Source organism: Corynebacterium macginleyi (genome assembly GCF_003688935.1).
GTDB lineage: Bacteria > Actinomycetota > Actinomycetes > Mycobacteriales > Mycobacteriaceae > Corynebacterium > Corynebacterium macginleyi.
This window is the reverse complement of sequence record NZ_REGE01000022.1, coordinates 1-25,353: the sequence shown is the minus strand read 5'-3', so window position 1 is coordinate 25,353 and position 25,353 is coordinate 1. Positions and strand designations below refer to the sequence as shown.

19 protein-coding genes and 1 pseudogene are annotated in these 25,353 nt (G+C 57.8%); 8 read left to right on the top strand and 12 right to left on the bottom strand.

Going from position 1 to position 25,353, the window contains the following annotated elements:
• Window positions 1–2,355 precede the first annotated feature (2,355 nt).
• Window positions 2,356–3,102 carry a class I SAM-dependent methyltransferase gene (locus tag D9V82_RS10525; RefSeq protein ID WP_121912325.1) on the bottom strand — a complete coding sequence of 249 codons (747 nt, stop codon included), beginning with the start codon at window positions 3,100–3,102 and terminating at the stop codon, window positions 2,356–2,358.
• Between the two features lie 24 nt (window positions 3,103–3,126).
• Between D9V82_RS10525 and D9V82_RS10520 the strand changes: the two genes are divergently transcribed.
• A complete protein-coding gene (locus D9V82_RS10520) occupies window positions 3,127–4,236 on the top strand; it encodes a glycosyltransferase family 4 protein (protein ID WP_121912324.1) in 1,110 nt (369 codons plus the stop codon).
• Here D9V82_RS10520 and D9V82_RS10515 read toward each other — a convergent pair.
• Both D9V82_RS10515 and D9V82_RS10510 read right to left on the bottom strand, forming a co-directional pair.
• The gene (locus tag D9V82_RS10515) at window positions 4,130–5,587 is read right to left on the bottom strand and encodes an MmpA family trehalose lipid delivery protein (protein ID WP_121912323.1); all 1,458 of its coding nucleotides are present in this window, start codon (window positions 5,585–5,587) and stop codon (window positions 4,130–4,132) included. The genes D9V82_RS10520 and D9V82_RS10515 overlap by 107 nt on opposite strands.
• The gene (locus D9V82_RS10510) at window positions 5,559–6,761 is read right to left on the bottom strand and encodes a porin PorA family protein (protein WP_121912322.1); all 1,203 of its coding nucleotides are present in this window, start codon (window positions 6,759–6,761) and stop codon (window positions 5,559–5,561) included. The genes D9V82_RS10515 and D9V82_RS10510 overlap by 29 nt, the downstream gene beginning before the upstream one ends.
• A 68-nt stretch (window positions 6,762–6,829) precedes the next feature.
• Between D9V82_RS10510 and D9V82_RS10505 the strand changes: the two genes are divergently transcribed.
• Window positions 6,830–7,933, top strand: coding sequence for an acyltransferase family protein (locus D9V82_RS10505; RefSeq protein ID WP_239088611.1), 1,104 nt, complete (start codon window positions 6,830–6,832; stop codon window positions 7,931–7,933).
• On the opposite strand, the gene D9V82_RS10500 is transcribed toward D9V82_RS10505, so the two are convergent.
• The 3 genes from D9V82_RS10500 to D9V82_RS10490 are packed head-to-tail and all read right to left on the bottom strand — an operon-like array spanning window position 7,851 to window position 11,744.
• Window positions 7,851–11,003, bottom strand: a complete 3,153-nt coding sequence (locus D9V82_RS10500; RefSeq protein ID WP_121912320.1) for an alpha-(1->3)-arabinofuranosyltransferase domain-containing protein — start codon at window positions 11,001–11,003, stop codon at window positions 7,851–7,853. The two genes, D9V82_RS10505 and D9V82_RS10500, sit on opposite strands and share 83 nt — an antisense overlap.
• A 14-nt stretch (window positions 11,004–11,017) precedes the next feature.
• Window positions 11,018–11,215, bottom strand: a complete 198-nt coding sequence (locus tag D9V82_RS10495) for a DUF2613 domain-containing protein (RefSeq protein ID WP_121912319.1) — start codon at window positions 11,213–11,215, stop codon at window positions 11,018–11,020.
• A 22-nt stretch (window positions 11,216–11,237) separates the two neighbouring features.
• On the bottom strand, window positions 11,238–11,744 hold the full coding sequence (locus D9V82_RS10490; RefSeq protein WP_121912318.1) for a universal stress protein: 507 nt from the start codon (window positions 11,742–11,744) through the stop codon (window positions 11,238–11,240).
• 58 nt (window positions 11,745–11,802) lie between these two features.
• Here D9V82_RS10490 and D9V82_RS10485 point away from each other — a divergent pair, with 58 nt between their 5' ends.
• The 4 genes and pseudogenes from D9V82_RS10485 to D9V82_RS12760 all read left to right on the top strand — a co-directional run bounded on the left by D9V82_RS10485 (window position 11,803) and on the right by D9V82_RS12760 (window position 16,784).
• Window positions 11,803–12,936 carry a glycoside hydrolase family 3 N-terminal domain-containing protein gene (locus tag D9V82_RS10485; RefSeq protein ID WP_121912317.1) on the top strand — a complete coding sequence of 378 codons (1,134 nt, stop codon included), beginning with the start codon at window positions 11,803–11,805 and terminating at the stop codon, window positions 12,934–12,936.
• A 34-nt stretch (window positions 12,937–12,970) separates the two neighbouring features.
• Window positions 12,971–14,659 (top strand): VanW family protein, encoded by a 1,689-nt coding sequence (locus D9V82_RS10480; protein ID WP_121912316.1) that lies wholly within the window; start codon window positions 12,971–12,973, stop codon window positions 14,657–14,659.
• Between the two features lie 232 nt (window positions 14,660–14,891).
• A pseudogene (locus tag D9V82_RS10475) lies at window positions 14,892–16,174 on the top strand (IS256 family transposase).
• Window positions 16,175–16,433: 259 nt separating this feature from the next.
• A complete protein-coding gene (locus D9V82_RS12760) occupies window positions 16,434–16,784 on the top strand; it encodes a transposase (RefSeq protein ID WP_234456509.1) in 351 nt (116 codons plus the stop codon).
• Here the strand turns inward: D9V82_RS12760 and D9V82_RS10460 are convergent.
• From D9V82_RS10460 to D9V82_RS10450, 3 genes are all read right to left on the bottom strand, one after another.
• On the bottom strand, window positions 16,781–17,548 hold the full coding sequence (locus D9V82_RS10460; protein ID WP_121912315.1) for a glucosamine-6-phosphate deaminase: 768 nt from the start codon (window positions 17,546–17,548) through the stop codon (window positions 16,781–16,783). The two genes, D9V82_RS12760 and D9V82_RS10460, sit on opposite strands and share 4 nt — an antisense overlap.
• 82 nt (window positions 17,549–17,630) lie before the next feature.
• Complete coding sequence (locus tag D9V82_RS10455; RefSeq protein WP_121912314.1) at window positions 17,631–18,908, bottom strand: N-acetylglucosamine-6-phosphate deacetylase; 1,278 nt, start codon at window positions 18,906–18,908, stop codon at window positions 17,631–17,633.
• Window positions 18,909–18,949: 41 nt separating this feature from the next.
• Window positions 18,950–20,458, bottom strand: a complete 1,509-nt coding sequence (locus tag D9V82_RS10450; protein ID WP_121912313.1) for a sodium:solute symporter family protein — start codon at window positions 20,456–20,458, stop codon at window positions 18,950–18,952.
• A gap of 415 nt (window positions 20,459–20,873) precedes the next feature.
• Between D9V82_RS10450 and D9V82_RS10445 the strand changes: the two genes are divergently transcribed.
• On the top strand, window positions 20,874–21,590 hold the full coding sequence (locus tag D9V82_RS10445) for a FadR/GntR family transcriptional regulator (RefSeq protein ID WP_121912312.1): 717 nt from the start codon (window positions 20,874–20,876) through the stop codon (window positions 21,588–21,590).
• Window positions 21,591–21,609: 19 nt separating this feature from the next.
• Here the strand turns inward: D9V82_RS10445 and D9V82_RS10440 are convergent, their stop codons facing one another.
• From D9V82_RS10440 to D9V82_RS10430, 3 genes are all read right to left on the bottom strand, one after another.
• Window positions 21,610–22,320, bottom strand: a complete 711-nt coding sequence (locus D9V82_RS10440) for an N-acetylmannosamine-6-phosphate 2-epimerase (RefSeq protein WP_121912311.1) — start codon at window positions 22,318–22,320, stop codon at window positions 21,610–21,612.
• Window positions 22,321–22,395: 75 nt separating this feature from the next.
• Window positions 22,396–23,391, bottom strand: coding sequence for an ROK family protein (locus D9V82_RS10435; RefSeq protein WP_121912310.1), 996 nt, complete (start codon window positions 23,389–23,391; stop codon window positions 22,396–22,398).
• Between the two features lie 100 nt (window positions 23,392–23,491).
• Window positions 23,492–24,472 (bottom strand): dihydrodipicolinate synthase family protein, encoded by a 981-nt coding sequence (locus D9V82_RS10430; RefSeq protein ID WP_121912309.1) that lies wholly within the window; start codon window positions 24,470–24,472, stop codon window positions 23,492–23,494.
• Between the two features lie 399 nt (window positions 24,473–24,871).
• Between D9V82_RS10430 and D9V82_RS12305 the strand changes: the two genes are divergently transcribed.
• Window positions 24,872–25,036, top strand: a complete 165-nt coding sequence (locus tag D9V82_RS12305) for a hypothetical protein (RefSeq protein ID WP_167449798.1) — start codon at window positions 24,872–24,874, stop codon at window positions 25,034–25,036.
• Window positions 25,037–25,353: the final 317 nt, after the last annotated feature.

The window sequence follows — 25,353 nt, the reverse complement described above, 5'->3', positions numbered from 1 at the left end:
CCGGCGTCGTCGCCACTCGTCCATCGGGATGGTAAGCCCCGTCGATTTCGAAGCCCAGCTCGCTGATCAAAATTGTAATAAGAAAGCCGCTGCTTAACCCCTAAGCAGCTTAACAACGTGTCCACGATTTGCGGGCAACCCCACAACGAAACAAGCCGACTAGGCAAAATCCCAGTGGGCTACCAATCGCAAGCAAAAACAGCACACCTAAAAATCCGGAGTTGGAGACCTGCCCCCGTCTTCCTCACCTGCGAGAATGACAAACTACATAGGAACACCCCGTAAACCTATCCCCAGCAGCGTAAAGCTGCTGGAATTAGAGCTTTGTTGGGCTTAAACAACACATTTTGAAGTTTAGGTCGATATAATCTTGGTCTCTAGAATCCAAGATGTGTTCATTTTCCGGGGTTGGCGCCACGTGTACCGCGCCCCTGAAACGTGAGATCGAACAACCTCACTGGGCAGTTAAAACGAAAGATCCGCCGATGCGCTGATTCGTAGGAAATATTCCAAAATCGCAAGTCCACCATCCGGCTTTTCGAGGCTGCGATGCCGACCTATTTGTTCTCATAGAGGGTCACGGTATTGCGCGTGAACTGTTCGGAGTACTTGGATATGGTGGTAGATTACCTTTCTTTTCAACCCGACCGAGCTGGATATCAGGTGTCCACCTAACAGGAGACAGGTTCGCGGGGGGAATCCTACTTTATTCAAAATAAAACCAAGGGGGCACTTTTACTCGCAATGGTACGTGGTTCTACTGTTTAGATTTGGATCGTATGGTATCCAAGAAACAATTTTTTCCTGGCGGACGATGAGTGACCGTTTGTTACTGCAGATACCGTTGTCTCCTATCCAAGCACCAACTCCGGCACCTAGAGCCCCTCCGAGCGCGCCACCGATAAGTCCTGCGGCAGCACCAATTCCAGAAGCAAGAATGATCTGCTGTACCTTATGGTTGATACGTATGTCTGGTGGTGGCCCTGTAGGATCCCATGAATAGGTAGTGAAGCCAGAAGTTCTTACGGCTTCTGTGAGGTCAATGCTTCCCTTGTCACCTGGAGTCGAAGAGTCAAAATTAGGTAGAGTCAAATATACTCCCGGCTGCAATTCGAATCGGATGTACTCATGCTGATCTTGGGAGAAATTGCGAAAATAGTAGCCTTCTGACCGGAGCTTCTCAAAGGTGCTCCTAGCCTCCATCTCATCATCTAAGGGCTGTAGATTTGACTTTACATCCTCCGCTGCCTGGGATCCTTCAGGGGTAGTTCCATCAGACGCGCTGGCAGATGGAAGCATGGAGAAAGATAAGATAGTGCATACGGTAGCTGTCAAAAATTTTTTCCGAGCATTAACTTTCAAAGAATGACTTCTCAGTTTTAATGTAAAAATGATTTTAATTGATCATTTTGCAAACTTAGCAGTGAGCTAGTGTTACTATTGGATAGTGTTTATTCAGATACAAAAGAGATACGCTATCTATTCCTTAATGACCACCGTTGGAATGTCTATATCTTTCTTTTAAGAGCAGAACAATGGTCATTGAAACGAAAGCGGTTCCCCCGTAGAGGGCAATACTTTTCCATTCCACGAACCCAAGCAAGCCGAGAAATAAGGAGACAAAAAGAAATGCTCCGATGCATGCAAGATTGCTTTTCACATCGATCTACCTCTTCAGTTTGGAATAACTGTATTCTCTCGAATCTAACCTTAATCTAACCTTCTGTCGAAGTAAACCCCTGTACTATAATTCTTGTAGGCGATTGAATGCCACACGAAGAATGAGTTTGAGGTCACTGTTTTTATTAGAAAAACTATATACAGAACGCGCGGGGCGGCAATGCAAAGTGCTGGGGTATAAACTTACGCAGAGCGCAGGTCTGAACTGGTATTCAAAGCAAAGCCTGAATGTGCAGTTCTAGGTGCGATGCCTCGAGGCTTGAGCCCGCAGAGATGACGGTGTCCGAATTCATACTTATTCGACAGTCTGTTGCTGAGTAAGTGGTCGTGATTGGTGACTGAAGCGTCTCGGGGTTAGTCCCTGCTACGACCACTGAACTAACGCTTTCTTTTCCCGCTGCGCAGGGACTGATTAGCCCGATAGTCCTGTCAGAGTCGTGATTGCCACGACCGTGTTATTTGCAATGTGAACGCACAGGGGGGGCGGTAAGTGTCTTGAATCAGAGGCGCACCAGAGCCCAGGATGGCGACGGGAATCCACCACAGCAGTTACATACACGGCATCGCGCGACGACCAGCCCAAGCGGCGGGAAATCCGTACCAGACCGTTTTCGAGCCGAAGATGGCGCCGTCGACGGTATAGTAGGACAACCTCGGCGCGAGCTGTGGCGCGGCCTAGTCGGGCTGCAGTACCAGCGTCAGGTTGGACACGGCGAATTCGCGCAGGCCAGGAACCTTGGTTAGCCACCATGCCCAGCTGGGGTGGTAGCGCGGAAAGGCGAGCTTTAGCGCGCCGGTGGACTTGGCCCAGGTGAGGCCGGTGGAGCAGGAGACATTAAACAGCGAGGTGCCAAAGTTATTCTTGGGTGGGTGCCCGTGGTGGCGGGTATAGCGGTCGCGGGCGAAGGCGCCACCGACGTAGTGTTCCCACAACCCGGTTTCGTGGCCGCCAAAGGGGCCGAGCCAGACGGTATAGCTCATGATGCACAGGCCGCCGGGGCGGGTAACGCGCAGCATTTCTTTACCCATCTCCCACGGGTGGGGGATGTGTTCGGCAACATTAGAGGAATAGACCACGTCGAAGGAATCGTCCGCGAAGGGCAGGCGCGTGCCATCACCACGCACGGAATTGTTGAGATGGATATTAGCCGCGGACATTTCCCCCGCATCGGGCTCTAAGCCAACGTAGGACGCGCCGCGGGCTGAGAAAGCGGCGGCAAAATAGCCGGGGCCGCCGCCTACGTCGAGCACGTGGGCACCAGCAAGCGGCACTCTCAAGTCGCGGCCCAAGTTTTCCACCAGCGTGGCCGTATCTTCTGCCAGGCCACCGTAGAAAATATCGGGGTGGGTTTGCTCGAAGCGGAAAGAGCGCAGCAGCGCCCAGGAGCGGGAGAGTGTGGCTATGTCGCGGGTGTGTTTCATAAACCACTAGGCTAATACCCTGCGATGAAAATTCTTTTACTATGCTGGCGCGATTCCACTCACCCGCAGGGCGGTGGCTCCGAGCGTTACCTCGAACGCGTGGGGGAGTACCTAGCAGCGCAGGGCCACGAGGTGGTCTTTCGCACCTCTAAGCACATGAATGCGGCGCGCCGGGAGGTGCGCGCTGGCGTGCACTATAGCCGCGGCGGCGCCAAGTTTGGCGTGTATCCGCGGGCGTGGGTGGCCATTGCGGCGGGGAGAATGGGCCTGGGGGATCTGCGCGGCATCGACGCAGTCATCGATACCCAGAACGGCATTCCCTTCTTCGCGCGGTTGATTTCCGGCGCACCGACGGTGCTACTCACCCACCATTGCCACCGCGAGCAATGGCCCGTGGCCGGTCCGGTGCTCGGGCGGTTGGGCTGGTTTCTGGAATCGCGCGTAGCACCGCGGGTATATCGGGATTCGACGTACGTTACGGTCTCGCAGGCCTCGCGCGAGGATCTGGAGGCGCTCGGAATTGACGGCGCGCGGATCATCGCCAACGGCCTAGACCCTATTCCGGCGCACGTGCCTTCCCTCGAACGGGAGGCGGATAAACACCTGGTGACCCTGTCGCGGCTAGTCCCGCACAAGCAGATCGAGCATGCCATGGATACGGTGGCGCGCACGCCGGGTGCGGTATTGGATGTGATTGGCTCGGGCTGGTGGGAGTCGAACCTGCGCGATTATGCCGAAAAGCTCGGAGTAACGGATCGCGTGCGCTTTCGCGGCCAGGTCACGGAAGACTATAAGCATGCCTTGCTCGCGCGTGCCGATGCCCACCTCATGCCCTCCCGCAAAGAAGGGTGGGGCCTTGCCGTCATGGAGGCCGCCCAGCATGGGGTTCCTACAGTGGGTTATGCGTTTGGCCTGCGCGATAGTGTCATCAATGGTGAGACCGGAATCCTGGTAGAAGAAGAGGGCGACTTCGTGGCGTCCACCCAAGAGCTTTTGGAGAACGCGGAGATACGCCGCCGCCTAGGGTCTAATGCGCGGGAGTTCGCCGCGCGCTTTTCGTGGGAGAAGACCGGCGCTTCCTTTGCGCAATTGCTCCAAGGCTTAGTAGCGGGGCAGCCATCCACAGGGCGGTAAGCACCCACGGTAGCTCGGGGCGCGGGGCGTTGGTCTCTGCGGCGATGGCGCCATCGACCACCACAACGCCCACCCCAAGTTCTGCGAGGCCTGCCATATCGCGGTCTTGCCAGGCGCGCAGCGCCGCGCGGTACTGCGGCGAGGCCTGATCGATGACTTCACCGTCCACACTGAGCTCGCCGGATTCCACCATGGGTACGGCCTTGGAATAGGGATCGACGGCGACTCCCGGGGGAATCGCCACCAAATTGGGCCGTTCGGGGAAAAATGCCAGGCGGCCGTCTATGTCGCGCACCAATTGCTCATCCACCCCAGTATCACGGGGAGAAAGCACGGCGAGGCGGGACGGAGCAGGAAGAATCTGGATGGTGGCGGCCACTAGCGCCAGCGCGGCCGGAATCTGCGGCAGCGCACCGATGGAGGCAACGTATAGCGGCAGGGCGAGCATCGTAAGTTTGTGGCTATCGCGCACAAGCCCCGCCCCTGGAAAGGTATCAATGGCCCACTCCATAACGCCGGGCAATAGCCAACACACCAGCGCGCCGCCGAGGCCGAGCGCGGCTAACATGCTCAAGCGCGCCGGGACGCGGTGCGCGCCCGCCAGGGCGAGAACCGCGATAAAAAGACCGAAGGGGGCGAGGCCGAGGGCGGCCTCACCATTCCATATTCCGCCGAGCCGCAAGAGGGAGCCTACCGTGCCCACGTGTGCTTCTGCGCGCGGGGAAAAGGCTGCGACGGCGGCTGCGGTATCGCCGGGCACACTGGGGCGAAAAATACTTGGAATCAGCCACGGTAGCCACAAGAGGCAGCCTGCCAGGGCAATCCGCTTCCGGCAGGTAAAAAGGGCGGTGCCTACAGCGAACAACCCGCCGGTGGGAGTAAGTGATGCGCCGCACATGGCCAGCCAAGCCAGCCAGCTGTGGCGGTGACCGGCCCAGGCGATGACCGGGAGTAACCAAGCGGCTAGGGCCAGTGACCACTGGCCTTGCAGGAGGCGTTCGATAACGAAGGGATTGGCCACCGCGATGGTCATCGCGGCCAGCGCCGATACCGTAGTGCGGGACCACAGCGCTGCAGTGAGCGCGGCGGCCCCAGCGGCGGCAAAGATGAGTACCCGGGCGGCCCACACCCCGCCGAGTAAAGCCAACAATCCATCTTGTGGTGCATTGCGGGCTGGCAAGCTTCCCGCACCCAGCGCGGAGGGGGTAAGCCCCGGATCGTCTAAGAGCACCATATCGCGCCAGAGGAACTCACCGGGTAGTGCGAAGGGCCAACATACCGCGGCTACGAGAGCGGCTCCCCACAGCCCGAGGAGGATGCGCCTAGGGGCGTGCGGGATCTTGGGTATCATGATTGTCTCGGTGGCGGCCCATGAATTGGTAGGCAGCGACAATAAGCAAGCAAACGCCCAGGGCCTTGCCTAGCCAGCCAACCGCCATGAGCCCCCGCATGGTATAGATTACCGGGCGGACCTCCGCGAGGCGCTGCGCGCGGGTATCCTCTGACCACCGAAAATTCGCGGCCAGTACGGAGCGATCTTCCGTGTCATCCTGTGCGATGAGGGTTCCCGCCTGCTGAGTATCGGTGGCGAAAAAGACCTTGACGTTTTCCCGCATATCCACGATAGTTCCGGTGGTGGGCTCGACCGAGATATCGCGGCTCACGGTATAAAAAGGCTCGACAATGACGGTGGCATCGCCATCAAGATCCACAAGCTCGCGCGAGTGCCGGTCAAAAAACCGGCTGGCCGGGCCTTTTAACTGGAAGTCACCGGGTTTGAGTTCGTCCGCTTTAGTGGTGCTATCTAGCCCTGCGCTGATATTGCTAAAGGTGTTCTTCAGCGGCAGCGGTGGTAAGTCCTGGTGGTAGGAATAGACGGGAATGCCATCCATCTTTGAGTCGCCGCTAAAGTCTATCGGCGTGGATTCTTGGGCCAGGAAATCAAAAAATGCATAAGAGCGTTGTTCCGTGCCGGAGGGGAAGAAATGGGTGAGGCCGTCCCGCTCGAAGTCCGCACGGGTGAGGTCGGCCTTAAACTCGGGCAGGGCGAGCTCCCATTTATTAACTGGCTCTGCTAGTGGGAACGTGGATTCGCGGTTGAGCACGGAGTGCTGATGAACGGTGGCGATTTCCTCTTCGGCATTCCCGGGACTGCTAGCACGCAGGTTGGTCACGGTATCGGCGGTGGCGATGGTGTCATCATCGTCTACCTCGCCGGTGGTAATGGTGCGCTCTAAGGTCAGCGGCCCGTGGTGTAGGTAGCACCACAGTGGAGCAGACCTGTCTTTGCAGCGCGGATTAGAGTCGGATTCGGTATCAGTGGGGGCTTCGCCAGCCATGAGGGCGCGCACGTCCATCCATACCGCGTCGGTGGGCCCGCTTGAGGTCGAGAAATCTTTATCCAAGCCCAACGGGCGGGTCCGGTTATTGTAAAGGGGCGGGGCGAGGGTACCGATAAGGAGGAAAATGATTGCGGCAATGACAACCCACGTACGTGGCGAGCGTGGCCAAAGATAGCGGCTCATTGCAGTACTATATCCAATCAGTTTCTGGTTTCCGGGGTAAAGGAGCAAGCGTGCGCACGCAGGCATCTGTGAAAAGACTACCCCAGCACCTGCCGGATCTAGACGGCCTACGCGCGGTTGCCGCACTAGGAATTATTGTCACCCACGTATCTTTTCAAACCGGCACTGGGTGGGAATTTGCCGGGCGTTTTGATTTTTTCGTCGCCGTCTTTTTCGCCCTCAGCGCCTTTTTACTGTGGCGCCGACGCGGGCTGCATACGGTGCGCGGCTATGCCCATTCCCGCATTGCCCGCTTGGCACCGGCCTATTATGCCTGCGTGGTATCAGTGATGCTGCTGCTCCCTGATGCCCACTCCATCACCCCCACCCAGATCCTCGCCAACCTGACCTCGACCCAGATCTATGTAGCTGATGGCCTCGCCCCAGGCCTTACCCACCTGTGGTCACTCTGCGTGGAGTTTTTCTTTTATCTCTTATTGCCGGTTTTCATCTGGGTCATTGGCAGCCTGCCGCAGCGTTGGCGCATGACGATTATCGCCGGTGTTGCAGTGGCGAGCTGGGGGTGGGGATTTATTCCCTTTGTCGCGAACTATTCTGAGGACCAAGTCAACTCACAAATCTGGCCACTGGCCTATGCCTCATGGTTTGCGGTGGGCATGCTGGCGGCGGAGGTGGAAGAAAGGGGCATCGGCAAGCGTATGGCGCGCATCCTGCGGGTGCGCTGGGCCTGGATCGTGCTGGCGGGGGTAGTGCTGTGGGTGGCCAGCCGGGACTGGTTTGGGCCGGTAGGGCTGGTGCATCCGGAACCGGCGGAGTTTGCTTGCCGCATTATTGCCGGGGCGGTATTCGCGGGGTGCGTAGTGGTGCCGGTGGCGTTGGTTCCACGTGGAACTTCGTGGCTTACCTCGCCGTTGATGCAGGCGCTGGGTAAGTGGTCATATTCCATTTTCCTGTGGCACGTGGCGGTGCTCGCCGTGGCCTTCCCGCTGACCGGGGTGCCGCTGTTTAGTGGGAAAACGTTGGATTTTTGGGTCATTCTTGCCATCACGGTGGTGGGCACCATTGTGGTTTCGGCGGCGAGCTATACGCTTATTGAACGCCCGGGTCGCGACCTTTTACTGGGCTATCGGCGGCGAAAAGACAAGCCAGCCCCGCGGCACATAAGCACATAAGTAGCACGGAATCGCCGGCATAGGCCCCTGCGGTCCACGGGGCGCGGGTAAAGATGGCGCCGGCCGCCGCCACCACGCCGCAGGCAAAAAAGGCCCGCGACATGGCGGTCCACCGCACGATGAGCCAGGCGCTCACGCCAGCAAGTGCTGCCGGCCAGCCTACTAGTGCGAGACAGGCCAGCGAGTACACCGCAGACGGCAGGCCACCTGGACGCGGGTACCAGGTGGGTTGCGGGCCGCGGCGGGCGGCGAAAAGTAGGCAGAGCCCCAGCGTGGCTAGGCCGAGCGAACCCCCGAAGACCAGGGCGGCGCGGTAGGCCGATTGCGGCCTGAAAGTCATGCGGAATTGCCCACCAATCTCAGCGGGGACGATAAACGCCTGCGTAGCGGCGTCGATCTCGCGCGGGGTGAGCTCGGTATCGCCTATAAAACCGCGCAGGCCTTTATTAAAGGCGCGGCCGGTAATGAGCAGGCGCTCACCCTCTGCAGCCTCGATGGAAAAATCGGTGAGGTGATAATCGCTCGGCGGGGACCAGCCCTTTTCCGTCATGGACACCCACGCGCCAGTGGTGCGCACGCGGTGGACACCGGGCTCTAGGCTTAGGGTGCTACCGGGGGAGTACCGGTGGGAATCGATCAGCACCGGTTTGGTGGAATCTACCGTGACCTCCATGGGGCGCGGCACCGTGACATCGCGAATGAGCACGCCGGTATCGTGCACCATCTGTTGGAAGAAGAATTGGTGCACATTCGGCGAGGTATCCGGCACGGTGACCACCCGCTCGATGGGGTGGCCTTCTACCTCTAGTTCCGCAATGCCGGTGCGGCGGGATAATTCCACCCTGATGGCCTGGGAATCCCCGCCGGGTACGCGCACCGTCGTGGAGTGAAAAGGCTGTAGATCCACCTCTACGGAAGCACCGCCTGAACGCACCGTGACCGTGGTGGAGCTGGTGGCCATGATTTTCAGCCGCGGTTGGCTAAAATCACCCCGTAGCTCGATCCACCCCTCATTATCGCCGGGCGCCGGCCACCAGGCGGTGGAATTTTCCCCATCGACTGCAGCGGTGGCGGACTTTTCCGGCTGGGCTCCGCCAAAGGCGGTGGCATCGGCGGCCGAAGAAGAAACCGCGACCTCGCCGCCGTGGGTATCCACGGCGGTCAGCGGGCCGGCGGAGGGATAATCGCGCAGGCGGTTATATACGTCGCTGGGATCGTCTTTGGCCAGCGGCGCCGAGGCTGCGCCATGGAGCGTGCCGTAATTGCGATCCACCAGCGTGGGGGTATCGGTGACGATATCGGCGTCTTTGTCCACCAGCTCGCGGGCGGCAGGGCCATCATGAGCATCGAGGAAGGCCAGCGCCTCGCCGCCACCGGCCACGCGGAACGGTTCGGCGGAGGTCAGCGCCATGGAATGCTGTTCGAGCAGGATCACATCGACCTCGCCGAAAGTGTGCAGTCTGCCGCCAAATGTAGTGCTCAAGGTGTCATTATCGGCGGCAAAGAGATCGTGGCGCACCATCACCGCGCCGATTCCCAGGCGCTGCAAGGCGCGCACCCCGCTAGCCGGGTCCTCTTTTAAAACGGCCATTATCCCATCGAGGCCACGGATGGCCTCTGGGGGTACGAGGGGAATGGCATCGCGGACAGCCCAGGGCACAGTGAGAAGCGGCTGCGCCGGCTCATCGCGGGTCCAGCCCCACTTTTGCCGGCTGAAGGAAGCCTCGGGATAGATCAGGGTACGCGTACTCTCTGCATGTTCGTTGATAAAGTCCGTGGCCGCGTGCCAATAGTCCGGCACCTTGGCGTAGGCGCCTAAGGGCAGCAGACGCTGCGACCATGCCGGGGAGAGGGCACTGATGCACACCAATAGCACCAGCGCTCCTACCGTCTGCTTCTTGGTGGGGTGCAGGGATGTGGGCAGTGGCAGTCGCTGGCAAGCACGGGCAAAGCCCACCAGCAGCGGGATGCGCACCAGCGGATCGAATTTGTGCAGGTTGCGCAGGGGGGCTAGCACCCCATCGAGCGCATCGAGATACCACGCCGCCTGGCAGCCTAAAACTGCCACGCCGGTAATCAGCATGACGGACCATACACGGGGTAGCCGGCACAGTCCATAAATGCCCACCGCAGCTAAGGCCATGGTGACAAGGACAAAGAAGGCAGAAGTGGCGAGCTCGTGGCCGGCGATGCGCTCGGCATCCGCAAAGGGCGACCAGCTTGTTGTACCGCGCAGGATTTCCGGCAGGTTCAGCCACCGGGTGGTTACGCGGGAGGATTCGATAAATTCCGTAAACGGCGGAGCGTAGCGCCCCAAGATAATAAGGGGGCCAATCCACCACACGGATACGTACAGGCAGCCCAGCAGCCAGGCCGCGCCGGGTGTAAAGGCGCGGCGATAGACCACGATGATAAGCGCCGGGGTACATGCCGCGAGCGTGGCGGTCGCATTGACCGCGCCCATCAGGGCGACGGGAATCGTGGCGGCGGCAGCATCGCGCCAGGTCAGCCTTTCCCGCAGGAAGGGCACGATGACCCACGGGGCTAACATGACGGGCCAAGTTTCGGAAGAAATGGCCGTCAGCGTAGATAGCGAACGCGGGGAGAGAGCATAAAGCATCGCTGCTACCCAGACCCACCGGCCACGCAGGCCTATCCTAGTAGCTAGCTTATGAAAGCCGATAAAGCCTACGCTTAAGACCAACAGCCACCATAAGCGTTGGGCTATCCAGTCCGGCAGGGGTTCGGTTAACACAAAAAAGGGGCCCTGTGGGAAGAGATAGCCGTAGGCCTGGTTTTGCAGCTGGCCCAGGGTGAAGATATCGGTATAGGCATCGAGCGCGCCGCGCAGGAAGTGCCGCGGGTTCGCGGTCAGATCGTGTTTGGTATCGGCGGCGGTCAGTCCCCATGGCTGTACCGCGAGGATGAGTGCTAAGGCAAGAATGCCGAGCGGGTAGGGCCGGGTAATGCACCCGCAGCGTTGTTGCAGGGAGCGAGCTATTGTGCGGTAGCGGTGTGCAGCAGAACCGCCGTGTGTGACGCGGGTGAGCTGTTTGGTCCGGTCATGCACGCCGGTGCGCCCGTCTAATTGCGGGAGCCGTATTCGGGTCCGCCCAGCACCGCATCATCGGCAGAAACCGCGGTGCCTTCGGGCACGGTATCGCTGCCGGAGAACTGGGCGATGCCAACTATAGTGACAATGCCCAGGGCGATGCCCACAACAGCGCTACCCACGGCTGGGCCGAGGGTGCGCTTGTTTAAAGAATCGGATTCCAGAGCCATGCCTAAAGATAGTAGCAGCTACTTAGAAGTATTCCGGATCGCCGTTTTTTGCATCTTCGTCATTTTCTTGCGGGACGATAAAGACGGGCAGGCCCGCATTGCGCACGATGTGGTCTGCCGTGGAGTTGGTCCACCAGGCGCGAAAGCCGGTCAGCGCGCGGGTGCCGGTTACGATGACATCCACGTCCAGCTCGTGTGCGGCATCCACGATGGCCGATGAGATCGTGGTGGCGGATTCGACGAGGTGGGCGCGGCCGACTAGGCCTAGGTTTTCGGCTAATTGGGTGCCTTGGCGGCAGATTTTCAGCGCCTCTTCATAAGCGGGATCATCCTCCACGCTATCGGGGGATATGGTGGATTGGTGCATGCCTGTGCGGCTCACGGCACGTGCGGTTTGGCGGGCCACCGGCTCCCAGGCGGTGAGGATTTCCACCGTGGAGGGGCGCAGGAGCTGGGCGGCGTACTCCAAGGCGCGGTTGGCGCGTTTGGTGCCATCATAGGCAATTAGCATTGTTGTGCCGTTACTCATGTCACTAGTCTAACCACCGCCTAGGATAGTTCGCGAGAAATGCTGCACACTGGAGGGCATGACATATTCCCGCATCGTTGTCAGCTTGGGTCTCGTTATAGCGCTCAGCGCCTGCTCACATTCTGCCTCGAATGAGGACAATGCGCACAGGCCTGCAGCCTCTGCGCCCTCGGTACCGGATACTGCCGCACCCGCCCCGGAGCCGGCCCCAGCACTGGCCCCAGTGCCGGCAGATATTCGCGCCACCGCCGCCTCGGTGCTCATGCCACCGGCGACTAGCTATGAGGACGCCAAAGCCAAACTGGAGGCCGGCGTGGGAGGCATCTTCATTCCCAGCTGGGCGGATCCCGGTTTGCTGGAAGAAGAGGGCCGTAATATTAACGCCCTGCGCGCGGAATTAGGCCGCGATTTTAAGGTTGCCATCGACTTCGAAGGCGGGCGTGTGCAGCGTTTTTCTGAAATCTTGGGCCACTACCCCTCCCCGCAGCAGATGGCGGCGGAAAATCCGCCGGAGAAGGTGGAAGAGCTGGCACGAGATATCGGCACGCGCCTGATGGATCACGGCATCAACGTGGACTTCGCGCCGGTGCTCGATGTCGATGGTGATGGCCTCGAAGTCGTGGGAGACCGCGCCTTTTCCACTGATCCCGCCCAGGCCGGCGACTACGGCGCCGCCTTCGCCCGCGGGCTGGATGCCGCCGGGGTCACGGCCGTATTCAAGCACTTTCCCGGCCACGGTCGTGCCTCGGGCGATACCCACCTGGTAAAGGCCATCACCCCGCCACTGGAAGAGCTCGGGCACCACGAGTTCATCCCCTTTTTTAACGCCATTCCCGCCGCACCGAATGCAGCGCTGATGATGGGCCACCTGGCAGTCCCGGGGCTGGGTGATGGCCAGACCCCTGCTTCCATCCTGCCGGAGGCCTATGGCCTTGCCCGCGAGGTCTTTCATTATGACGGCACCATCTATACCGATGATATTGGCGGCATGGCGGCTATTTCGGATTCGCTGCCGCTTGCCGATGCCGTCATTATCTCCCTCGCCGCCGGTGCCGACATGCCCCTATGGTCCACCGAGGCTGATATCAATACTGTTATCGATTCCGTCGTCGGCGCCGTCGATGAGGGCAGACTGGCCCCCGAGCGCCTCAGCGATGCCGCTCACCATGTGCACGCTGGGGACAGCGACTAGGAAAAGCGCCCCTTCACCCGTTAACCTTTAAGGCGTGAATAAGGTCGAAGGAAAAAACGGTGTAACGGGCTGGCTCATCACGCTTGGCCTGATCGTGGGTTTTGTCCTCATTGCGGGCATCACTTATGCCTGGGATGTCATTGTAAACCAGGATAAGATCCCGCGCAGCGTCTCCGTGGGCGGCGTGGATATCTCCGTCATGGAGCGCACCGCTGCCGTGGACAAGCTCGAACGCGAGCTTAAGGGCATCGAAACCCAGCCCGTCACCGTGATTGCAGGAGCTTTGCAGTCTGAATTCACCCCTGCTCAATCCGGCCTGGCGCTGGATAACCAGGCCGCCGTTGATGCCATCAAGGAGCCTTCGCTCAACCCGATTACCCGCCTGGCCAGCTTCTTTCGCTCCACCGAAGACATCCCGGTAGCAACCGATGTAGACGATAGCAAGCTGCAGCCCACCCTCGACCGCGTCAAAGCCGAGCTTTCCACCGAGCCGGTCGACGGCATGCTGGAGCTTCATAACGGCGAGCTCAAGGTCACCGATCCCACCTTGGGCCAGACCGTAGACGACACCGAATTGCACGATGCGGTTGCAGCGAATTGGCTTAGCAAAGACGGCGTGAAGGTGGAACCGGAAGACGTTGAACCGGCCATTAATAAGGACGCCATTGAAAAGATGCGAACTGGCGATGCTGCCAAGGCGCTGAATAATCCTTTGATCTTGAAAGCGAAAAATAACGTCACCGCCACGCTGAATAAGCCGGAGATTTCCCAATTCACCAGCATTGAGAAAAAAGATGGGCGCCTGCACCTGGTGGTCGATAGCAACCGTGCACAGCAGTTGCTGCAAGAGCGCACAGGTGGTGCTGACGTACCTGGTGTGAACGCCAAGGTGAAATTCGTTGGTGGATCTAGGCAGGTTACTCCCTCCCGGGACGGCGAGATTATTGACTGGCAGACCACCATAGAGGGCTTTGATAAGCGCGTGATTAGCGATGACCGCGAGTGGGACGCTACCTATCAGCCGGACCCGGCCAAGTTCACTACTGAGGACGCCGAAAATGCGACGTTTAACGATACTGTAGGAGAGTTCTCCACCGGCGGCTTTTCGTCCGGCTCTGGACGCAATATCCAACTCGTTGCCCAAGCGGTCAACGGTGCCGTTGTTAACCCCGGTGAGACCTTCTCCCTGAACGGCCATACCGGGCCTCGCGGGACTGCGCAGGGCTATGTGGAATCCGGCATCATCATCAACGGGCACTCTGGTTCCGCCGTGGGCGGTGGCATCTCCCAGTTCGCCACCACGCTGTATAACGCCGCCTACTTCGCCGGCATGCAAGATACCGCGCACACCCCGCACTCGTATTACATTTCCCGCTACCCGGCCGGCCGCGAGGCCACCGTGTACGAGGGAGCGATCGACCTGCAATTTACCAATACCTTCAATACCCCAGTGCAGATTGAAACTAACTTTGGCGGCGGCGAAATCACCGTCCGCTTGAAAGGCACCAAGACGGTAGAGGTGGAATCCATCAATAATGGCCGCTGGGCCAAGACCGCGCCACAGCCTATGTCCGTGCCGGGCAGCGACTGCTCGCCTTCATCTGGCTCCCCCGGCTTTACAACGTCTGATACCCGCATCATCAGGGATCTCAGCGGCAGGGAGCTTTCTCGCGAGACCAAGACCACTGTCTATGATCCACAACCCATCGTGCGGTGTGGTTAGCCAATAAGTAAAGCGCGCTGCAGCTGGCCCAATCTTGGGAGACATGCAGCGCGCACCATCCAGCGTGAGCCCTATTCACGGGCGTATCTACTGCTAGTAGATGGGTTATATGACTTTGTTTCATTTCCTTTTCCACTAGCACGGAAGAAAGCGGAAGTAAATTGAATTGGGAGGGTGTCGGAAGCTTTGTGTATGAGGTTTAATCCTCAATCGCGAAGGAGAGTGCGTAACAATGACTGTTGTGTCCCCGAAGAAACATGGTGACGCTGAGCGCGTCGTTGATATCAGCTGCCGGCTGATGGAGAACCCGGAAACCGCCAAGCTGATCCAGGAGCTGGGTGAATCAACCGCCAACGCCAACGAGCTGGTGCGTGGCTTGCTGCAGGCCACGATTAACAGTGGGCTCAGCGCGGAAATGGATGAACACCTGGGCTAGGTCAATGGCGACCGGGCTGCCAAGGAAGCTGCCGGCCAAGCCAACAGCCGTAACGGCTCTTATCCCAAAACCGTGGACTCGGCATACGGATTAGTTGATAACAGTGTCCCTCGAGATCGAGCAGGCACCTATATGCCGCGCATGGTCCCCAAGGGCAGCCGCCGACTTACCGGCCTCGATGACATGATCATTAGTTTGTATGCGGGCAAAATGACCGTGCGTGACATCGAACATCATCTGGCTACCACCATCGGCGTGAACTTGTCGCCAGATACCATTAGCGCGGTTACCGATGCGGTCTTAGAGGAAGTCACTGTGTGGCAGACCAGGCAACTCGACGAGTTCTATCCAGTCATCTTCCTCGACGCATTGCGTATCAAAGTCCGTGACAACGGACGCGTCGTCAACAAGGCGGTCTACATGGTTGTCGGTGTGGACATGGAAGGCATCAAGCACATTTTGGCCTTGTGGGTAGCTACCAATGAAGGTGCAGCATTCTGGTTGCAGGTGTGCGCAGAAACCGCCAACCGCGGTGTTAACGATGTCTTTATTGTCTGCTGTGACGCACTGAAAGGCTTTTCGAAGCAATCCAGGCAACCTGGCCGGAGTCCATGGTCCAAACCTGCGTGGTGCATTTGATTCGTGCTGCTAACAGGTGGGTAGCCTACGGCGACCGGAAAGAGGTCTCGACACATCTACGAGGCATCTATATCGCTGTCAACGAGGATGAAGCTCGAAGTGCACTCGATGAGTTTGAGGCCAGCGAGCTTGGCCAGAAGTATCCGCACTCAGTGAAAGTCTGGCGTGACGCTTGGGAGCGGTTCATTTCGTTCCTGCAGTTCCCGCCAGCGGCAAGGAACGTTATCTACACCACGAATTCCATCGAATCGATGAACAGTGAGCTGCGGAAAGCAACACGAAACCGTGTTCAGTTCCCGTCGGATTCAACGGCAGTGACGACGCTGTGGTTGATGATCTGCAACATCGAGGACCGTCGTGCTGCCCGCCGCGCTAAAGAAGGTACCAAGGCTTCTGCTTCAGCCAAGCGACTTGTCGAAGGCAGCAAGACCAGCAACTAGAAGCAGGCAATCAATCAGTTATCCGTGGCCTACCCCGACAGGTTCGCCGCATACTTGTAAATCAGTCCCCGTACACAAACGGACTGACACCCTCTAGATGTTGACCACCGAGCACCTACTCACCGACAAGCAGCGCGGGAGGCTTGAGGAACTGTTTGACTTCGACGACGACTACGCGCGGCTACAAGAGACCTGGAACTACTACCAATAAGTCATTAGCTGCTACAACAATCCCAACAAGCAAGCAGCCAAGAAAGGCATGAGTACGCTCATTGACACCTTTGTTGGCATGAAAGACGCCGGGATCGCTGAGATCGCGCGCCTGGGCAGGACCATGAACAAGCCCCGCGAGGATATCCTCGCCTACTTCGACCACGGAGTATCCAACGCGCCGGTCGAATCCATTAACGGCCGCCTAGAATTCCTACGCGGCATCGCCCCTCGGCTTCCGCAACCTCAACCACTACATCTTGCGATGCCTCATCCACGCCGCCAACATCCAACACAAAATCAACGTACTCTAAAACCCGAAGAGCCGGTTAATCCTGCACAGCACACCACCGGTAGCCATAAACCCCAACCTCACAGCCCTAGAAAATTCATAGCCTAACTCACCAGGTGTTGGTGTTCTTCCACGAAACGGTAGTAGTCCTTATCCGATAGGGCAGCAGCCGCGGCCTGATCAAGCACAACCGTGGCCTGTGGGTGCAGTTGCAACACAGAAGCCGGGCAAAATGCACTTAACGGCCCTTCTACCATTGCCTTCACGGCCTCCACCTTGGCTTCGCCAGTCGCCAATAATAAGAGGTGGGATGCTTTCTGTATCGTTCCCAAACCTTGAGTAATCACATGGTGAGGCACGTCCTGGGCTGAATCAAAAAAACGCGCATTATCCTGCACAGTCCTCGGGTGCAAGGTTTTCACACGAGTCACGGAGGTCAACGCAGAGGTTGGTTCGTTAAACCCCAGATGGCCATTAGCTCCTATGCCTAAGAGCTGAATGTCAATAGGTGCGGCGTCTATAAGCTCTTGATACTGCCTGGCCGCCTGACACGGGTGAGTATGCGTGCCGTCCGGCGAGTGAACGGCAGTATCCGCAATATCAATATGTTCAGTGAACTCGCGGCGGATAGTGGCGTAGTAAGACTCCCTATGTTCCTTCGGCAAACCCACGTATTCATCCAGCAAAAAAGCATCTACCTGCGCAAATGTAAGGTCACCGCGTTGGAATTTCCGGATAAGTTCCTGATACATCAATAAAGGCGTGGAGCCGGTGGCTAAACCTATCCGCGCGCCGGGGGTAATGTGCTGCGCGAAAATCTGCGCGGCGGTGGTTGCGACATCCTCGGGGCTGTGACGAATAAGAATCTTCATGATAGTCCTTTCCTATCTTTATGTTTCGCGGGGTTACCGCTGTGTTTATGTTCGCGGTGTGTAGTTTCGCGGTCGTTGTTTTTCATGCGCGGATAACCTCCGCAATCGTGCCGTCCGGGTTGAGACCCACCAACCGCGCTGGCTGGCCAACCTCCGGCGCCGGGCAATGCAATAGTGACCACGCCGCCCCAACACCGTTGTGCTCAGCCACCCCGCCGTGTTCCGCCGTTGCCGCCCCAGCGTGGCTCTGACCTGCTGCCTCCAGCACAGCCCGAGCATTCGCGGAGGTAAAACGCACAGCATCACACACTCCATGACGCGCCCGAAAGGCATGAAATTGATCAAGCAGCGTGGATGTTCCCCCGGCAATCGCACCGGCGCTACCATCCTGCGTTGCCAATCGCGCCACCCCACCGCGCACCTGAACATCAAGCGCGCCGAGGATATATTCCCCATCCTCCAAACCCGCAGCCTCCATCGCATCTGTAATGGCCATCGCATTATTCGGCGCGGCAGCCCACACCATATCGACCATGTGGTGATCCAGGTGGGTGCCGTCCGCCACCAGCTCCACGAATACCTCACCCGCACTGGCCGCAGTCACCAGCGCGGCCGTGGCACCAGGCCGGCGGTGATGCAGAGGTGGCATGGCATTGAACAGGTGTGTGGCGGTGACTGTCGCCCCAACCTCGCGGGCGTGACCAAGAATGCTCCGGGTGAGATGCGCGGAGGCATCCGTATGACCCAGCGACGCAATAACATGATGGCGCGCGCACATGCTCACCAGCTCACGGGCGTGTGGGGTTTCCGGGGCGAAGGTCATTGACACAATATGTCCGGCGCCCGCGTCCAGCAGTTCGGTGAAGAGCTCTGGGTCCCCGTCGATGATCGCTGCGGGGTTCTGGGCGCCACAGCGGCGGGCGTTAACGAATGGCCCTTCCAGGTGGATACCGTCAATGGTTCGTTCCTGGCATAGCGTGGTGAGGATATCAAGCTGGGCGAGCAGATCATCGCGTGTGGCGGATACCGTGCTGGCTAGAAGCGTGGTGGTTCCGGCGGCGCGGTGGTAGGCTGCTGCGGCTCGGCATTGTTGCAGGTCACCGGTGGGAAATGCACCGCCATTACCGCCGTGGTTGTGAAGATCAACGAACCCCGGCACCCACGTGATCCTATCGGAGGCGGTGAGCGTGGTGAAGGCACCTTCACGGGGGGCGCCTGCGGTGGTGATGGGCACAGCCTCGGAGACAGGCTCGATGCTCTCAATGACGCCATGGGAATCCAGCCGGATTTGGGCGTAATCACATGTAACAGATTCGGTGATAAACCGGCCTGTGAGAATGCGTGGTTCTGAGAATGTCATAACTATCGATGGTAGGTCACATCACCGCGTGGTCATGGTGATTACTTCGCCAGTGCTGGGGTGCGGCGGATATACTCCTGATCTTTGCCGTAGATTGTTAATGCCGTGATGTCATGGGTATGCCTGCTGGTGAATATCAGGGATACAACATAACCGGCGACAAGCGTCACCACGAATGCCACGGTAGAGACCAGGAACGGACCTTGGCCCATCTTTCCTGCGAAAAATGCGGCAACAGCGCCTAAAGCCAAACCAATCAGCACGCCGTGGGAATTGGCCGTCTTGGTGAAAATACCTAGGGCAAAGACGGCTGTCAGCGGCACACCGAACAGGCCGGTGATGGACAAGAAGAGGTCCCATAGGTCCGATTGATTGGTCGCCACAAGATATAGAGCCACGCCCACGCCGAAAATTCCGGCGATCATAATCACAATGCGGGAGAACATCACAGAGGCTTGTTTATCTGAGAACCTATTGTAAATATCCACCACAACACAGGCAGAAATAGAGTTCAGTGATGAAGAAATCGTGGACTGCGCTGCCGCGAGAATAGCGGCAATGATCAGTCCAGCGATACCGGCTGGCAGTTCAGAAAGAATGAAATACGGCACCACGGCGGAAGTGTTCACGCCCTCGGGTAGACCACCCTTGGCCTCGTAGAAGTTATACAGTGCGGTTCCCATGCCGTAGAACAGCGGAATGGTCACGAGCGCGAGGATTCCGTTAACAATCAGGGATTTTTTGGTCGCCTGGATCGTTGGTGTGGTTTGGTAGCGCTGCACAACATCCTGCGAGGACGTGTACTGATGCAGACTATTCAGGATATTGCCGATGAAAATGAATGGAATGGATGTAAAGATCGCATCAGTAGCGAAGTTCTGCGATGAGTAGAACTTCCCCTCGCTGGCGGCGTGTGTCAAAGCGCCGGAGAAACCCTCCGGAGTCATCGACATTGCCGCAAGAATCACCACGGCGGCACCCGCAAGCAGCAAAATACCTTGGATAACATCGGACCAAATTACGCCCTCCATGCCACCCAAGAAGGTGTATATCACGCACAAAAAACCAACACAGCCAGCAACGATGAGGGGGTTAATGTCCGCCACAGAGGTGATCGCCAGCGTTGGCAGATACACGACGATAGCGATACGCCCCATGTGGTAGAGAACGAATAGGAGGGAACCGATGACGCGCAAGGCGACAGAAAAGCGCTCCTCTAGGTATTCGTAGGCGGTGGTGACGTCCAACTTTCGGAAAAACGGTACATAGAAACCTATCAGCAGCGGGACTATGGCGAAAATGGCCAGGTTACCTGCCGAATATCCCCAGTCTGTCAAGTACGCCTTTTCTGGGGTGGACATAAATGTAATAGCAGACAATGTGGTGGCGTAGATGGAAAAGCCTGCCGCCCAACCGGGTATGCGGCCGCCCGCTTTGAAAAACTCATCCTGTCCATGAACTGCCCGCTTGGCAAAATAAGCCCCCACGAGGAGCATGCCGAAGAGGTAGAGGATCAACACGATCCAGTTGACAGTGCCAAATGATTGCATTGCAGCTCCCTATCACAATATGCGCCGCACGTCACAACCTGCGCAGCCCTTTATAATCAGCGCCGCGCCGTACGGCACGGCACACATCACAGAGCCATATATCGCAGCCGCGCCGTACACCAAAAAACATTGCGAAGCTTAGAATACATCAGACGTCTGATGTATAGAATGCCCTCAGAGGAAATCTTTTAAATACCCCCTGTTAAGGGGGGTAACGACCAGGTTTCACGAGCAGGCACCGGCGCGCACACTGGCACGCCCAGGCCGACACGCACGCTGAAACGCACATCCGCAGCCCCAGCGGACCCGCCCACGGCGGCCACGTTAAACTATCAGCGTCATAGACATAAAATCACATAAACCCAACCGACCTGACTCCACAAACCCAGCGCAAGAAACACAGAAAGGACACGCCGTGCACAGTTCACCGTGGGGAATCGATGGGGCACGAACACCCCCTTCCTCCACCACCCAACAAGCCGTCGAAGGCATCAAACGCTTCATCCGGGACAATTCCCTATCCCCAGGAGATACCATGCCCACCGAAGCTGAACTGTGCGCCGAACTGGGGTTTTCCCGATCCTCCGTGCGCGAGGCCATGCGTACCCTCGCCACCCTAGACATCGTAGAAGTACGCCACGGCACAGGAACCTTCGTATCCAATGCCTCATTAACCTCACTGGTACAAGGCTTAATCTTCCGTGCGACCCTAGACGCAGACGAAAACCTCGAAACCCTGCGCTACGTCGTAGAAACACGCCAAGCCATGGACCTGGAAATCGGCCGAGAAATCGCCAGGAAGCTGGACACCCCCACATATGAACAACTACAGGCACTAGTCACCGCCATGGGGGAAAAACAAGCCAACGCCGAAAACTTCGCGGACGAAGACCGGCGCTTTCACCACATCCTCCTATCCAATATCGATAACCTCATCATCCGCGAACTCTATGACGCACTCTGGCAAGTCCACATGAACGTCATCCCCCTACGGCAAATACAAGCACCCCGAGACCTCATAAAAACCGTACAGGCACACCAGGACATCATCAATGCACTACGCGATAACAACCTCGACGCCTATAAAGCAGCTGTGTACCTGCACTATGAACCGATTTTAGAATCGCTGTGACACTGGAGACGCTGAATCTTTAGGAGTTGAACTGTCGAGTAATCCACGCCGGATCGGTAATGGCTGTGCCGATGATGATGGCGTCCGCTCCCGATGCTCGACCTGCCTGCACATCCTCACGGGAGGCAAACCGCCCCTCCCCGATGATAAACGCCTCTTGCCCACACCGCGCACGACCGTCAGCTAAACACTCCACATCCGGACCGGCGGTCTTTGCCCGAGACTCCGTATAACCAGCCAACGTTGTGGAAATAATATCCGCACCACACTGATGAGCCCGAAGCATGTCCTCCGGCGTGGAACAATCAGCCATCGCTAATACATTCAGACGGTGACATTCCTCCACAATATCGACATACGTCGACGAATCCGGACGCGGGCGATCGGTGGCGTCTGCACAAATCACCGCAGCACCCGCCGCCGCCAATTGGCGTACAGACTCCACCGTCGGGGTGATATATACACCCTCGCTGCCTTCCTTCGTCAGGCCAAAAACCGGCACGTCCACGGCCTGTGCAATAGACTCAACATCCTGGATTCCCCCATGGCCACCACAACGAATCGCGCGGCTGCCGCCTGCCACACACGCACGAGCGACATGAGTCAACGTGTGAGTATCACGCATCGGGTGGCCGTCCGGAGCCTGCACCGATACAATCACCGTGCCGCGGATAAGATTAAGAACCTGGGCGCGGCGCCGATCGAGGTCATTTTTATCAAACTGGAACATCGTGGATGAAACCTTTCACATGGTGTTATCGAAACTGGGTAGAGGGTGAGCGCGGGGCGTGACGCAACGGGTGAGTTAAAAGGCGTAGTCGCGCGCGTATGCCGCCGCACCAACCAGCGGAGCTGTGGACGCTGACCCAGTAACCCGCACCGCAACCCCTTTATTTGGCGCCAACACATGATCGGCGATAGCGCGCGTAAACGGCTCCACCACAGGTTCGCCAATCTGGCTGACCCCACCACCAAGAATCACAGCATCAAGATCCATTCCGGACACCAACCCCGCTACTGCCCGCCCGAGACCATAAGAATTGCCCCGGATAATCCACGAAGCCAGCTCATCGCCCTGATTCATCCGCTCCACGACTTCTTCCAAGGTAATCGCCAGCTCATCGCGGCGTCGCCAGGAAATCCGGTGCGCCTGTAAAACGCCAGGCTGCGCCGGCTCGGCGGGTGGGGTCTCTGCGCCAGGCTGCGCCGAACCAGCGGACAGTGCCTGGTAGTAACTAGCCAATGCATTACCGCTCATAAGATTTTCCGCACGATCCGCACAACCCCGGCAGTCCACGCTCAGCAGCTCGGAAAACTCCCCCGCTGAACCAGTACGGCTGGGCAAAAGTGCGCCATCATCGCTGACCGCGCCCCCCACGCCAGTACCCAAAGATAAATACAACACCCGCCCGTGCTGAAATTCCCGAGCCTGCCCCACAGCCAACTCACCATACGCCCATACGCGCACATCATTATGAACCGCGCAGGCAACACCAACAACCTCACGTGCCAGGTTACGAATATTTGTCCCCGACCAGCCCGTGATCGTATCGCCGTTATGTACCACCTGCCCTTGAGGGGCGATCACAACACCCGGCGCGCCGATCCCTATGCGGGTGGGGTGAATACCAGAAGTATCCACGGCCTGAGCAATAGCTTTCTGTATCTGTTCGCCCGTCGTGGCTCCCCGTGGCTGGGCGGGGATTCTGCCCACACATCGTGCTGTCATAGGCGAGTCATCATCTACAAAACCCCAGGCAATTTTTGTTGCCCCAACGTCTAAAGCAAGTGTCACAGTCATAATATTTGGCTACATAAGGGATAGTTGCTATACAAGTGTGAGTTCGATACTCACGAGGGTGGGTGAGCATAGGCGAACATTCAGATTCAATGGCCAGTGCTTATGGTTCAATGATCTTCGCCGCGTCAACAATGGTGGCAATTGCCGCACGCTCGTCACTATTCAGCGCAACGTGTGGACGGGACATCAAACCAGAAGGAAATACCCCAAGGTGATGCAGCGCCGCCTTGAAACTACCCAAGCCCTGGGAACTTCCGCCCATACGGGAGGCATCACCCACACCAACGATGGTAAATAACTCCGTGATCCTAGCTTGGACACGCGCTGCTTCCGCGAACTCGCCCTTCACCAGTAAATCGTGCAGTGTGACATAAGACACTGGGTCCACATTTCCCAACCCCGGAACCACGCCATCAGCACCGGCAAGATACGCGAAATCCACAGTGGTTTCGGAGCCAGTCAGCACCACAAAGTTTTCCACGCCTGCTTTATCGCGGGCAAGAATTAACGCACGAGTGTACCCATCATTACCCCCGGAATCCTTCACACCTGCAAGAACACCCTCGCTGGCTAGCTCAATTAATGACCCAATGTCTAGAACGGTATGAACACTCACCGGCAGGTTATAGGCGTACAGCGGGGTATTGGGCGCTGCGGCGTGGAGCTGCCGGAAATGCTCGGCAATTTCCACCGCGTGCGTACGGACGTAAAACGGGGCGGTGGCGACCAAGCCGTCCACGCCGAGAGAGATGGCATCCTTAATATGCTCAATGACCCGTGGGGTGGTCATATCAATCACACCCGCGATGACGGGTACGCGCCCTTGTGCTTGCTCGATGACGGCGGCGATGACCTCGCGGCGTTGCTCGCGGGTGAGGAATGCGACCTCGCCGGAGGAGCCAAGGACGAATAGTCCGTGGACGCCGGCTTTGATCAGGCGTTCAGTGTGGCGTTTAAGGGTACTGGTATCGATGGAGTAGTCACCATTCAGTGGCGTGAGTACGGGTGGGACGACACCCTTCACAGGCTGGGTAGCCGCGGAGTGCTGGGTAGTGGCTGGACATTGTGTAGTGGCGGACATGGTCTTTACCTTCCGGTTAGATGCGAAATATCTATACGAAATCCTTAGTCATAAGACATCATACGTCTGATTCGGTGACCGCGCAGCTGCCTGGCTTGTAGCCGAAAAATTAACAGCTGAAGCTACGAATACTCGCTGAGATAATAAGCTGAGGTAATAAACAGTAAACATCATTAAAACTCACCCATAGATCCGCTCTACTATCAGCACATCTACACAAAAATAACGCGCCAATATTGACAACAAAGCAAAGAGGTATAGTATCAGTGAAGTCAGCTCCCAGGGACGTGCGGACCTGACCCTCATTTGGTGGACACCTGATATCCAACCCAGTCGAGTTGGCAAGATTGGTAATCTACCACCATGTCCAGGTACTGAGAACAGTTCACACGCGACGGTGTGGCCCTCTACGAGAACAATGAGGACCTCTCGCTGAACTCAGCATCAGCCGAGCTCGGAATCAACCGTGCATCAACACATTCATGGGTCACCAAGTACTACACCGGCAAACGCGCCCGCACGAAAGCCATGCAGGATAAAGCCCAAGCAGCGAATGAATCGTGAGACGCATCCGCCAGTGAGAGAAAGGAAAACGCGAAGCTGCGCGAAGAACGCGATATCCTGCAGCACCGCTGCGACATAGTGTGCTTAAAGCAACTCACCGGAGTTCTGCTTCTCAGCTTTGTCTATGACCACCGAACCGAGTACTCGGCTTATACGGATGTGCCACGTGTTGAAGCTGAATCGTTCCTCGGGTCAAGTCCCGTGTAGTGGTGTAGCCGTTTGTGCTTTCGGCTCGGTATTCAGTTCTGTGTTTGAGGTCAGGCGGTTAGCTGGTTGTGGTCACCATTGGCGTCTCCTGTGCGGTGCATGAGGTGTCT